We start from the raw sequence: 13099 nt of genomic DNA, 5'->3' as shown, positions 1-13099 counted from the left end.
AGCCGCTGTTCTGCCATCCGAATCCAAGCGCCGGAGGGTGATGCAATATTTACTACACAATTGTGTAGCTGGCAATTCCTATATGCCGCCGGATGAAGGTCTTTTCGCGACGCGGATCGCGGCCTGCATGTCTTCGTCGGCCCAGGGGTTCTCGACCAGCGGAAAGACCGGGCGATCCAGCCGCCGATAGGGAATCGAGGCGAAATCCAGGGTCATCGCGCCGGGCGTCGCCATATGCCAGATGTGATCGGCCAGAGGGCCGAAGCTGGCGACGTAATGGTTGCTGGACTTGACGACGACCAGCCGCTTGTCCTGCAGCGAGATGCCAAGCCCGGTGAAGCCGTCGGCGCCATAGAGCTGGCTGCGTGACGAGACGATCAGAATGTCGATGCCCCGGCAGCGGATCGCGGCAGAACGGCCCAGCGGCACGCGCATGCCGAAGGCCGTGCAGGCGTGATCCTTGGCCACCGCGACGATCTCGGCCACCAGATCGACCGGGTCGCCGGATTCCGGCCCCAGCTTGCCGCCCAGACGCAGCCGGATCGTGGCACCCGGCCCGGCATCGGCGCAAAGCCGCGCGGCCTCGGGGTCGTAGAAGGCGCCGATCGCCGCATCGGCAATGCCGCGGTCCAGCAATGCGCGCAGAACGAAGGTGCTGTCGCCGGGCGCCCCGCCGCCGGGATTGTCGGCAAAGTCGCCCAGCACGACCAGGCCGTCCAGCCCTTCCGCCCGGTCGAGCGAGGATGCGAGGCCGGGGAATGCGGCCTGCAATTCCCGCCGCCTGTCATGGACCAGCCGCGCCAGCCGCAGGGCCTCTGCCTTGGCGGTTTCCAGATCGCCATCCGCGTAAACCAGCACGCGCGCGCCCATCTCCGGCACGTCGCCCCAGGGAAAGCCATGCGCGAATTCCGCGGTCACGATGCGCGGGTCGGCGCTGCTGTGGCGAAAGGCGGCGACGACCTGCTTCATCGCCCCCTCCGTGGTCGGAAAGAAACCGATCATCCGGCAGTCGATCAGCGCCGCGGCCGGGCGGAAGTCCCCGCGCGCGGCCCGAAGGCAATGCCGATACAGATCCGCCGCCCGTTCGGCGAAATCGGTATGGGGATATTCGCGCATGATGGTGATCAGGTCGGCATGGGCGACCATGGCTTCGGTCAGGCTGCAATGCGGGTCCAGTTGGGCGCCGATAATTGCCCGGGGCGCGATCTCGCGGATACGGGCCAGCAGGTCGCCTTCGCAATCGTCGTATCCCTGCGCGATCATCGCACCGTGAAGGGCAAGCAGGACGACATCGACAGCGCCCGCAGCGCGCAGATCCTCCAGGATCATGTCGCGCAGTTCCTCATAGACGGCGCGAACAACCGGGGCCCCGGGCTCCGCCCCGGCGGCGATGCTCTGGACGACCTCGTGGCCGTCGGCGCTGCATAGCCTGTGAAAGACCGCCAGCATCTCGTCCTTCGGCGGCGCGACCTCGCCCGCCCGGACGCGGCGGACATGGTCGAGCGAAAAGGCCAGCGCGCCGGACGGGATCGGCGAGAAGCTGTTGGTTTCGGTCGCGAGGCCGGCGATGAAGACGCGCATAAGCCTTACCGGTTGCCGGCGACCGGGACGGGTGCCGGGACCGCCGCGGGCAGAAGATCGGTCAGGGCATGGGCGGTGCACAACACCTGCGTGAACAGCATCGAGGGGTTGTATCGCTGCGCGGCGATATGGGGCGGCTCGGATTCGTCCTCCACAAACATGAAGGCCGTCGTCGCGATCGCCCCGGTCGAGGGCACGAACCAGGACGATGCGCCGTATCCCACCGTCCGGCCGGGATGGCCCCAGACCTCCAGCCCGCCCCAGCGCCGCCTTTCCAGCCCGAGGCCGTAGGCCGCGCCAAGGCTCATCGGGTGGAAGGGCTTCGCGGCGGGCAGCGCCCAATGCGCGGTCATGTCCCGCAGCGTCACGCCCAGCGGATTGCCGGGCCGCGACAAGGCCCGGTAGAAGTCCAGCATGTCGCCGCAATTCGAGATGATGTCGCCGGCGCCATAGGCCCAAGCCAGGGAAAAGCCCCTGGCGGCACTGATGGCCGGCTGCCCGGCGCGCTTCAGATAGCCTTGCGCCAGCCGTTCCTCCGGATAGCCGCTGCCGACCCAGGAGTCCTGCATGCCGAGCGGGCCGAAGATCCGCTTCTTCACGTAGCCGGCATAGCCGCCCGGCGCCCTCGCATCCATCACCATGGCGGCGATCACCCATCCCGTGTTCGAATAGTCGAATTGCTGCCCCGGTGCGAACAGCACGCCTTGCTCAAGCGCCGGGATCACCATGTCCCGCGGAGCCATCCGGCCCGCCGAGGTCGGATCGATGAGCGAGAGATATTCGGGCAGCCCCGATGTGTTCATGATCAGATGGCGAAGCGTGATCCGCCCGTCGACCGGCAGGTCGATATGGCGGGCGACCGGGTCGTCGAGGTCCAGCAGGCCGTCGCGGCACAAAAGCAGGATCGACAGGGCGACAAAGGTCTTGGCCTGGCTGCCGATCTGGAACAGGTCCGATGACCCGAGTGCCGCCTCGCGCTGCGCGCGCGATCCGGCGGTGAGGCAGAGGCGCCCGGCCTCGGGCAGGTCGATCCCGACGATCACGCCGATTGCGCCGAAATTCTCGACATAGTCGTCGAGCATGAGTTGCAAACGCTCGACAGCGCCGTGAGAGGTCATTGCTTCACCTGTATTGCCGATGGATGTGTGGCGCGAACGCCGGGCGTTCAGTTGGTCGCGGAAAGTTCGTGCCCCCGCGGATCGGCTGCGCCGCTTCCGAGATGCCGCAGCTCTGCCTCTTTCGCCATGGCGACGACGGCCGGATAGCGGCGGTCGACGAAAAAGCTCGTGATCGCGGTAAACAGGATCAGCAGGCCCGACAGCAGCGACATCGTCAGGTGGATTCTGGAAGGATCCCCCAGCACGATATCGGTAAACCCGGCATAGACCACCGTTCCGGCACCCGAGATCAACCCCAGCACGAGCAACAGGACGGCAGTGACCCGGGCGCGCAGGTGGGACGGCGCGATGCTGACATAAATGACCGAGATGACGATCGAGCACCCGCCGGAAATCGCGATGACAATGCCGACCGCCGCCGCCGCCCAAAGCCCGTTCGACATCAGCGGGCCGCCGATCACGAAGGGCAGGATCACAAGAAGCATGAGGGAAATCGCGGCCAGCGGCGCCTCGCGGCCCATCCAGCGGCGCACGATCTGATTGAAGAACACCCCGATGAACGGAGAAAGCAGACCGGCGACCAGCAGGATCGTGCCCAGCGTGCTGCCCGTCCTTTCGATGGACCAGCCATAGGTTCTGGTGAAGAACGGCGCCAGCCAGCCGTTGAAGCCGACGGTGAAGATCGCGCTCATGCCCAGGCAGATGACCAGAAGCAGGATGAAGGGCAGCGTCGCCGTCAGGTATTCGCGAAACCCTGCCGCTTCGGGCGTGCCGATCGCGGCGGCGGCCATGGCGGGATTGCGCCGCCGCGGCTCGGGAAGGATGGTGACGACAAGGGCGGCGACGACAAGACCGGCGGCGCCGAATGCGATGGTGGTCCAGCGCCAGGCATCGTCGCTGGCCAAGGGCAGCGTGCCTTCCAGCGCGGCGGCATGAAGATATCCGTAAAGCGCGCCGCCGCCGACCATGGCGAGGACCCCGCCGAAGGTCACGCCGAAGAAGAGCAGCCCCGACGCCCTGGCAACGCGCCGAAGCGGAAACAGGTCGGCAATCAGCGACAGCGCGGCTGGCATCAGCGCCGCCTCGCCCAGGCCGACCCCAAGCCGGCACAGGAACAACGCGGTGAAGTTCGTGGCAAAGCCGCTGGCAATGGTCAGCAGGCACCAGGCGGTGATGGCGACCCCCAGCAGAAGCGTCCGGTCATAGCGGTCCGCCAGCCATGCCAGCGGCAGCGCGGCGACCGCCATGGCGATGGCGAAGGTGAAGCCGGTCAGGATTCCGATCTGCACGTCGGTCAGCGCCATGGCGTGCTTGATCGGCTCCATCAGCAGCATCGGCAGCGTCTTGTCCGCCATGGCGATCATCGCGGCCATGGCAAGGACGACGGTCGCCAACCACGCCCGTGCATGCTGCTTCTTTTCGGTATCCATCTTGCGCGTCTCCTCCCGGGCTCCCTTGAATTCAGGATTACTACACATTTGTGTAGTTCGAGTCCAGAGGATTGAATCCCGGACCTTCAAGCCATTGAGAAATGGAACATGAACGGGACGGCGGAATGCATTCAGGTCCGGCGGAGGCGGCGGAAATTGCCTTCGCACCGGCCTTCGCCTAGATTGCCGCCATGACACAGAAAGACCCGCCAGCCGAACAGACCAACGGACGCGAACGCCTGCTGGAGGCCGCCATCACGCTGTTCGGGCGCGACGGTTTCGATGCCACATCCGTCAGGGCGATTGCCGACGAAGCCGGCGTGTCCTGGGGGCTCGTCCGCTTCTATTTCCAGTCGAAGGAGGGTCTGCGCGACGCGGTGGAAAAACGCGTGATGACCGACTATCTGCAGCTGGTGCAGGTCGCCAACCGTGCCAGATCGCCGGAAGAGCTTTCCTCGATGATAGAGAGCCAGACGGGCAGCCTGTCGGGGATCGTCCGCTATCTGCGCCGCGCGATCATGGAAGAAAGGTCCATCGCGCTTGACTTCCTGCGCGAACTTCTGGGCACGACCGAGATGCTGAACGCGGATCTGCGCGCCCGGTTTCCGGATGAACCCGCCCTGTGGGATTCGATCCGGATGGTCGCCCAGCGAATCGGCTATCTTCTGCTGGCGCCGCAATTCGAAACCCTGCTGAATCGCAACCTCTTCTCGGTCGAGGAACTGAAGCGCCGCAACTTGCAGGAAGAACGGATCATGCAATTGATTTTGACGGGCCTGGCATCGGAAGAAGGCGGAAAACGCGGCACCTGACCAGCATCGTGCTTGCATTTGGCCATTGACTACACAATTGTGTAGCTCCATTCCTGCCCCATGACGTGATGCAGTCGGGAGAGGGAGGAGCACATGGTCGCGAACGGGAATTCGACCGGAACCGACCCGCACGAGCGGGCGCGTTATCTGGCCTCGGGGCAGCGCAATGCGCGGGTCTTCAACGACACGGTTCGCCCGTTCTGGTCCGATGACGGAAAGCTCTTCTCCTATTGCCGCCGCACGCCGGGCGGAACGGATTACCTGTTGGTCGAGGCCGGGACCGGAAGGGTCGAGCCCCTTTTCGACCGAAAGGCGCTTGCCGCGCGGATCGCCGCCTGGCCGGTCGCGCCGCAGGCGGCCGAGCCCGAGGATGTGCGGCTTGCCCCCGATGCCAGGGCCATCGAGTTCCGCCTGGAAGGGCGTCTCTGGCGGGCCGAACGCGATGGGCTGGTCCTGACCGATCTGGGCCCTGTAGCGGCACCGACCGAAAACGTGGCGCCGGATCATTCGGCGCGTCTGGTCCTTCGGGATCACGATCTCTGGCTGGTCGATCATTCGGGCAAGCGTCCGCTGACCAGCGACGGCGAGGCCGGGAACGGCTACGGCGGTTTTCTCGGTTTCGATTACAACCTCACGCAAGGGCGCTGTCCGCCGATTGCGCTCTGGTCGCCGGATTCCAGCCGGATCGCCACCTTGCGCACCGACCTGCGCCGGGTTCCCCTTGCCCATCTGATCGAGGCGGTCCCGGCGGACGGATCGCGTCCCAGGCTTCACAGCTTTCCCTATCCCGTCCCCGGCGACGAGCACGGCGCCCTGAGCGAGCTGTGCTTCATCGGCAGGAACGGACAGCGGGTGCAGGCCGGGATGGACAGACTGGTCAGCTTTGGCGCCAATCCGCTGATCAGCTATCCCGCCTGGTGGTCCGACGACGGAGGTCACTTCTACCTGCATGAGGGATCGCGCGACGGACACCGCCTGGATTTCTGGCAGGTGGACACCGCCACCGGCGACGCCAGGCGACTGGTCATCGAGGAAGGCCCCGGGTCAGGGCGGCCCTGTTTCAGCCCAAGCCCGCAACCACAGGTGCTGCGCGACGGCCGCATCCTCTGGTCGTCGATGGCCGACGGCTGGCGGCATCTCTATTTCGTCGATCCCGGCGATCCGCGCAGCCGCCGCCGCATCACCGCGGGCGAATGGAACGTCGTGTCGATCCTTCATGTCGACGAGGATGGCGGAACCATCCTCTTTGCTGCCGCGGGCCGCGAGCCGGGGCTGGATCCCTATTACCTCCAGGTCTATTCGATCCGTTTCGACGGGACGGATCTGCGCCGCCTGACCCGTCAGGATCTCAACCATGACCTGTCCCTGCCGCCGCGCGCGCTGACGCAGGTTCCGGCCGGCAGCGGGCGATATCCCAACGGCACCAGCCCCGACGGAGCGTTTTTCGTCGCCGCCCATGAGGCGCCGGACCGCCCGCCCGTCTCGGCCCTGTATGACCGGAGCGGCAGGGTGGTCATGACGCTGGAACATGCGGATGCCCGGGAAGCCTGGCCCGCCGACATGCCGCTGCCCGAGCCGTTCCACGTGCGGGCGCTGGACGGCGAAACGGCGCTGTGGGGGGTGCTCTACAAGCCGCCGGGGTTCGACCCGGAAAAATCCTACCCGGTCATCGACGTCATTTATGGCGGTCCGCAGGTCTTCATGGCGCCGAAATCCTTCGGCCAGACGACCTATGCCCGCTATGCCGAGGGCCTCGCCGCCGCGGGTTTCGTCACGCTTCTGCTTGACGGGCCCGGGACGCCGGGACGGTCCAGGGATTTCTGGCTGCATTCCCACGGCAGGATGGAATGCTGCGGCGGCCTTGCCGACCACGCGGCGGCCATCAGGTCGCTGGCGGCGGACCGCCCCTGGATGGACATCGCGAAGGGCGTCGGGTTGACCGGGTTCTCGGGCGGCGGCTACGCGACGGTTCGCGGCATGGCGGTCCATCCCGATGTCTTCACCGTCGGCGTGTCGATCTGCGGCAACCACGATGTTTCCCTGTATATCGCCAACTGGGCAGAGATGTTCCAGGGCATGGATGCCAGCGCGCGCCGCGGCCTGGCCAGCGCCGATGTGGCCGACCGGATCGCCGGCAAGCTGTTCCTGATTCAGGGAGAGATGGACGACAATGTCCAGCCCAGCCAGATGCTGCGCCTTGTCGATGCACTGGTGAAGGCCGATGCCGATTTCGACATGCTGATCGTGCCGGGCGCCGACCATGGCGTTGCCTTTCACCCCTACGCCCTTCGGCGGACCGTCGATTATTTCCTGCATCACCTTGCAGGCCGGGGATGAGGGGCCGTTATCCGCAATGAAGGAAGCCCTTGTCATCGGCGCCGGCATCGTCGGCGTCTCGACCGCCCTGGCGCTGCAGGAGCGCGGCTGGACCGTCACCGTCATCGACCGCAAGGAGCCGGGCAGCGAAACCAGCTTCGGCAATGCCGGCATCCTGCAGCGCGAGGCCGTGGCGCCCTATGCCATGCCGCTGGGGCCGGGCTTCCTGCTGGGGGTGCTTCTGGGCCGCAGGAACGATGTCCGCGCGCGATGGCGCGAGCTGGCATTGCAGGCCGGCGCACTGCTCCGCTACGGATTGCACTCGACCGCGGCGCGCCATGCCGTCCTGTCTGCGGCCTATGAGAGCCTGATCCGGACCTCGCTGGCGGCCCATCGGGATTTCGTCGACGCCTCCGGCGCGGAGAGCTTGATCCGCCGCAGCGGATACCGCGAATATTTTCGCGATCCGCGGCTGTTCGAGGCCGCCGCCCGCCGCAGCGAGGAGATGGCCGCGCGTCACGGCCTGAACCTGGCGATCATGGATGCGGCGGCGCTGCAAGCGGCGGAGCCGGCCATCGCGGACCCCGGTGCTGGCGCCGTCCACTGGCTGGACCCGTGGAGCGTCAACGATCCCGGTCGCCTGACCACGGCCTATGCGGCGGTTTTCGTCGCCCGAGGCGGACGGATCGTCCGGGCCGAAGTGACCGCGATCCGGGCAACCGCCACCGGCTGGAACGCCAAGGCATGGGGACGCGGCTGGTCGGCGCCGCATCTTGTGCTTGCCGCCGGTCCGTGGACGCCGCGATTGCTGGCCGGGCTGGGCATCCGCGTCCCGATGGTCTACAAGCGCGGCTACCATCGCCACTATGCGGCGCCGGTTCCGCTGCACGTCCCGATGCTGGACACCGACCACGGCTATGTCGCCACTCCGATCGAGCAGGGGCTGCGGATCACCACCGGCGCGCATCTTGCCCGACTGCACCTTCCGCCGGACTACGCGCAACTGGCCCGCGCCGAGGCGGCGGCGCGCGGTATCCTGGACATCGGGCTGGCCGATGAGATCCGGCCATGGACGGGGACCCGGCCCTGCCTGCCCGACATGCTTCCGCTGATCGGGGAATCCGCAAGGCTTCCCCGGCTATGGGTCAATTTCGGCCACGGCCACCAGGGCCTGACGCTCGGCCCCGCCAGCGGCCGTCACCTGGCGGCGCTGATGTCGAACGAACCGCCTCCGGCAGCGCCGGAACCGTTTCTGCCGGCAAGGTATGGGTTCTGACGGAAGCAGATCGCCGCCCGGGCCGACATTCACGTGACGGGTCAGACGCGCCGGCAGGCCGCTGCAAGGCGGAAAGGCCGTTTACAGCTGAAAACTCAGCAAGAAGGAGAACCGGCCGCTTGGCATGGCGATATTGTCCGATGCATGCGTGAACTGGGCATATCCGAAATCCGGCGCGCCCCTTCCGACCGCATCCCTCATCCCCATGACCGCCCTGGCCCCTTCCGCTCCCTCGATGCGCAGGCGTGGCTGCGAGAACACCTTGGCAAGAATCCAGTCCGACAGCAGGCGAGGGCAAGGTGACAGGACCGTCCAGCGCCGTCTCGGCCAGCGGAAAATCCGGCGCGTTCCGTCAGCTCGGCCCGGACGATCCCTGCGCAACCGGATCCGTGGTGCCACGGATGCCCAGGACACTGCCAAGGTCGAGGCGCTGGTTGCGCGCCAGCCTTGGCAGATGCGCAAACGCCGGCCCGGCGACAACGGGATCGCCATCAGGCGAAAGCTCGGCAATTCGCCCCGCAGCCGCGAAAAGCTCTGGCGTCGAGAGAAGCGGCGGCACCACCCCCCAGCTTTCCGGGGATGGCGCGGGGCCCGCTGTCCCGAGGATCAGGCCAGGACCCGGCGGGAGGACGCCTGTGCCAGAATATCCGCGACCATATCGCTTGCGACCTCGGTGGTGGTCTTGCCGCTGCTCTGGCTCAGCGCGAGGATGCGGCGGATGCGCTCGGCGATGCCCGCAAGCCGTTCGCGGCGATAGTTTTCGCCGCGGCGGTGTATCTCGCCCGCGACGCTGATGATGCCGCCGCCGTTGACGACGTAGTCGGGCAGATAGCTGATGCCGCGGGCCCGCAGATGCCCGGCGATGCCCGGGGTGGCAAGCTGGTTGTTCGCCGCCCCGCAGACGACCTTCGCGGTCAGTCGCGCGACCGTCTCGGCGGTCAGGATGCCGCCCAGGGCGCAGGGCGCGAAAATATCCATCTGCTGGGAAAACACGTCATCCGGGCTGCAGATCTCTGCGCCCAGATCGGTCTGCGCACGCTTTACCGCATCCTGGTTCAGATCGGACACGATGAGCGCGGCCCCGGCCGCATGCAGCTTTTCGGCCAGCGCCATGCCGACATGGCCCAGCCCCTGCACCAAGACCCGCTTTCCGGTCAGATCGGCGCTGCCGAAGACCTGCTCGGCCCCGACCCGGAGACATTGAAACACGCCTTCGGCGGTGAAGGGCGACGGATCGCCGCTGGCATGGGCGCCGCTGTTCAGCCCGACCGCATAGGGGGTTTCGCTGGCCACGATGGCCATGTCCTCGGGCGTGATCCCGACATCCTCGGCGGTGTAGTAAATCCCGCCCAGGCTGTCGACGGCACGGCCGAAGGCACGCAACAGCGCCTCCGACTTGTCGGTGCGCGAATTGCCGATGATCACCGACTTGCCGCCGCCAAGGCCCAGGTCGGCGATGGCGTTCTTGCAGGTCATCCCTTCCGCCAGCCGCAGCACATCGCGGCGTGCATCGTCACGCGAGGCATAGTTCCACATCCGGCACCCGCCCGCCGCGGGACCGCAAGCGGTGGAATGAATGCAGATGAAGGCGTCGAGCCCGCTTTCGGCATCTTCGGCATGGACAAGCCGTTCATAGCCCGCCGGCGGCGTTTCATCCGTGATCACAAGTGCCATGATTTCCTCCTCGGCTTGATCTCTGGACGATTATAACGCTTTTCTCCGGTGAAACTCTCCTATATGGAGGGTTAATAACGCAAACTTGGGTGACTATCGCTCTTATTCCGGGGAATTTGCGTGAATATCACCATTGATTCGATCGACCGCCGGATATTGCGCGTCCTTGGTCAGGAGGGCCGGATTCCCGTCGTCGAGCTGGCCGAGCGGGTCGGCCTCTCGGCCACGCCCTGCAAGCGGCGGCTGCAACGGCTGGAAGAGGGCGGCGTGATCGCCGGCTATGCCGCCCGCATCGACCACAAATCCGCCGGTTTCGGGATCACCGCCTTCGTCTCGGTCGAGCTGGAGCGGCAGGACGGCGACGAGATCGAGCTGGTGCAGCAGCAGGTCGCGCAATTCGACGAGGTCGTGGCCGGCATGCTGATGACCGGCTCGCAGGACTTCCTGCTGGAAGTCGTCGTCGGCAGCCTGGAGGATTACCAGGATTTCCTTCAGGGCAAGCTGCTGAAGATCGCCGGGGTGCGCAGCGTGCGCACGCATTTCGCGCTGCGCAAATTCATCGACCGGCCGCGCATTCCCTGACGGCGTGACACCCGCCGCCTTCGCCGGAACGGGGGTGCGATAGGTTGCCCCGGGGTGGTTGCGACAAGGCACCTCCCGCGACCTTTCGGGCATGATCAACAGCATATCCGGCGGCCCGTCCGGCTGGTCATGGCCAGTTCACGCCGCAAGGCCCGGTTGCAATGTCTCGATCAGGTTTGCTGAGCCGTTCCTCGGCCCCGGAATGATCGAAACCTTCTGCTCAGCCCGTCTTCCAGACCTGCCGCGCGATGCGTTCACGATTGCCGCCCATGATCTTCGCCAGCGTGGCGGTGCCATATCCCGCCCGGCAAGTCGCTGGGCCAGCACAGGCAGGCGCCGGGGCGCGATCGTCCGCAGTTCGTCGCCATCGGCGCCCGAGGGCAGGACCTCTGGCCGCGCCGCCGGCTTGCCGATCAGCTCGCCAATACCCTCGACCGGCTCGACAGGTTGCACAGGCCGGACTGATGGCGAAGCGTGATCGCGTCGCCGCTCTCCAGTGCCGCGACCTCGGGAAGGGTCCGGAACAGCGGATCAGCCCGCCCCTTTCCGCCAGCTGGCAGATGACGCGGGCGATGAAAAGCCTAGTGACTGAGCCGAGCGCGAATTGCGTCCCGGCCTTTACCGTTCCGGCCGGTCGCGGTCGGGCCGGCCTCGGCCCGGCATTGGCAAAGATCACGGTCACGATCCTTTCCAATTCGGCAACGGCCGGCCGGATCATCTCCAGCCCGGCGCCAGAGGATGGACCGGCTCCACAGGCGGCCCACACCCTTTCCCCAAACGGCGCACCGCCTCATTCGATGTCGAAGACGACGCCCTGCGCCAGCGGCAATGCGGTCGAGTAGTTGATGGTATTGGTCTGGCGGCGCATATAGCCCTTCCAGGCGTCCGATCCGCTTTCGCGCCCGCCGCCGGTCTCTTTCTCGCCGCCAAACGCCCCGCCGATCTCGGCGCCCGAAGTGCCGATATTGACATTCGCGATGCCGCAATCCGAACCTGCGGCCGATACGAAGGTTTCGGCCTCGCGCAGATCCAGCGTGAAGATCGACGACGAAAGACCCGCCCCCACCGCGTTATGCAGGCGGATCGCCTCGGCCAGATCGCTGTATTTCATCACATAGAGGATCGGGGCGAAGGTTTCCTCCAGCACCGGCCCGGTCTGTTCGGGCATCTCGACCAGTGCCGGACGGGCGTAGAAGGCGGTATCGGGCCCGACCGGCACGCGCTCGCCGCCATGCACCGTCCCGCCGGCGGCCTGTGCGGCCTCCAGCGCATTCTGCATCGCCTCGAAGGCTTGGCGATCCACCAGCGGGCCGACCAGCGCGCCGCTGTCCAGCGGGTTGCCGATGCTGACCGAGCGATAAGCCTTGATCAGCCGGGGCACCAGCCTGTCGTAGACCGATTCATGGACGAACAGCCGGCGCAACGTCGTGCAGCGCTGGCCGGCCGTGCCCATCGCGCCGAAGGCAATCGCGCGCAGCGCCATGTCCAGGTCGGCCGAGGGGCAGACGATGCCGGCATTGTTGCCGCCCAGTTCCAGGATCGAGCGGCCAAAGCGTTCCGCAACCTTCGGACCGACGATCCGGCCCATGCGGGTCGAACCGGTGGCCGAGATCAGCGGCACGTCATGGCTGGCGACCAGAGCCGCGCCGATGTCGGGGCCGCCGATCAGCACATGGCTGAGGCCCTTCGGCGCATCGCCGAAGCGTTTCAGCGCGCGCTCGAAGATGGCCTGGGTGGCCAGTGCCGTCAGCGGGGTTTTTTCCGAAGGCTTCCAGACCACGGCATTGCCGCAGACCAGCGCCAGCGCGGCATTCCACGACCAGACCGCGACCGGGAAGTTGAAGGCCGAGATGACGCCGACGACGCCAAGCGGGTGCCATGTCTCCATCATCCGGTGGCCGGGACGTTCCGAGGCGATGGTCAGGCCGTAAAGCTGCCGGGAGAGGCCCACGGCAAAGTCGCAGATGTCGATCATCTCCTGCACCTCGCCCAGGCCCTCGGACGGGATCTTGCCCGCCTCGATGGATACGAGCTGGCCCAGATCATCCTTGGCGGCGCGCAGTTCCTCGCCCAGCAGGCGAACCAGTTCGCCCCGACGCGGGGCGGGGACGGTGCGCCATGCCTCGAAGGCCGCGCGGGCGCTGGCGATGGCCTGCTGCGTATCCTCGGCGCTGTGGGCCTTCAGCCGGGCGACCTCCTCGCCCGTGACCGGCGAAAAACTGGCCAGGGTGCCGCCGGTACAGGCATCGGACGCCACGCCAAGGCGGGTCAGCAAGTCGGTCGTGCGGGCGGCGATGGATTGGGACATGG

At 66.7% G+C, this 13099-nt stretch carries 9 protein-coding genes; 4 read left to right on the top strand and 5 right to left on the bottom strand.

Annotated features, from left to right (window positions below; translation table 11 throughout):
* Positions 1–78: 78 nt before the first annotated feature.
* The 3 genes from LOS78_RS21345 to LOS78_RS21335 are packed head-to-tail and all read right to left on the bottom strand — an operon-like array spanning position 79 to position 4297.
* Positions 79–1581, bottom strand: a complete 1503-nt coding sequence (locus LOS78_RS21345) for a M81 family metallopeptidase (RefSeq protein ID WP_230378659.1) — start codon at positions 1579–1581, stop codon at positions 79–81.
* A 5-nt stretch (positions 1582–1586) separates the two neighbouring features.
* Positions 1587–2699 carry a serine hydrolase gene (locus tag LOS78_RS21340; RefSeq protein ID WP_230378658.1) on the bottom strand — a complete coding sequence of 371 codons (1113 nt, stop codon included), beginning with the start codon at positions 2697–2699 and terminating at the stop codon, positions 1587–1589.
* A gap of 47 nt (positions 2700–2746) precedes the next feature.
* Positions 2747–4297 (bottom strand): MFS transporter, encoded by a 1551-nt coding sequence (locus LOS78_RS21335; protein WP_230378657.1) that lies wholly within the window; start codon positions 4295–4297, stop codon positions 2747–2749.
* 23 nt (positions 4298–4320) lie between these two features.
* Between LOS78_RS21335 and LOS78_RS21330 the strand changes: the two genes are divergently transcribed.
* The 3 genes from LOS78_RS21330 (at position 4321) to LOS78_RS21320 (ending at position 8533) form a co-directional block, all read left to right on the top strand.
* Positions 4321–4941, top strand: a complete 621-nt coding sequence (locus tag LOS78_RS21330) for a TetR/AcrR family transcriptional regulator (protein WP_230378656.1) — start codon at positions 4321–4323, stop codon at positions 4939–4941.
* 93 nt (positions 4942–5034) lie between these two features.
* Entirely contained in the window at positions 5035–7278 is a 2244-nt protein-coding gene (locus LOS78_RS21325) for a DPP IV N-terminal domain-containing protein (protein ID WP_230378655.1), read from the top strand.
* Between the two features lie 16 nt (positions 7279–7294).
* Positions 7295–8533, top strand: coding sequence for an FAD-binding oxidoreductase (locus LOS78_RS21320; RefSeq protein ID WP_230378654.1), 1239 nt, complete (start codon positions 7295–7297; stop codon positions 8531–8533).
* Between the two features lie 606 nt (positions 8534–9139).
* Here the strand turns inward: LOS78_RS21320 and LOS78_RS21315 are convergent.
* Positions 9140–10207: a Glu/Leu/Phe/Val dehydrogenase dimerization domain-containing protein gene (locus tag LOS78_RS21315; protein WP_230378653.1), complete on the bottom strand. Its 1068-nt coding sequence runs from the start codon at positions 10205–10207 to the stop codon at positions 9140–9142.
* A 120-nt stretch (positions 10208–10327) separates the two neighbouring features.
* Here LOS78_RS21315 and LOS78_RS21310 point away from each other — a divergent pair, with 120 nt between their 5' ends.
* On the top strand, positions 10328–10789 hold the full coding sequence (locus tag LOS78_RS21310; protein WP_084648155.1) for an Lrp/AsnC family transcriptional regulator: 462 nt from the start codon (positions 10328–10330) through the stop codon (positions 10787–10789).
* Positions 10790–11579: 790 nt separating this feature from the next.
* On the opposite strand, the gene LOS78_RS21305 is transcribed toward LOS78_RS21310, so the two are convergent.
* Positions 11580–13097, bottom strand: a complete 1518-nt coding sequence (locus tag LOS78_RS21305; RefSeq protein WP_230378652.1) for an aldehyde dehydrogenase family protein — start codon at positions 13095–13097, stop codon at positions 11580–11582.
* Between the last annotated feature and the right edge of the window lie 2 nt (positions 13098–13099).

The sequence above is a fragment of the Paracoccus sp. MA genome, assembly GCF_020990385.1.
Classification (GTDB): Bacteria; Pseudomonadota; Alphaproteobacteria; order Rhodobacterales; family Rhodobacteraceae; genus Paracoccus.
This window is presented reverse-complemented; position numbering and strand designations above follow the sequence as displayed.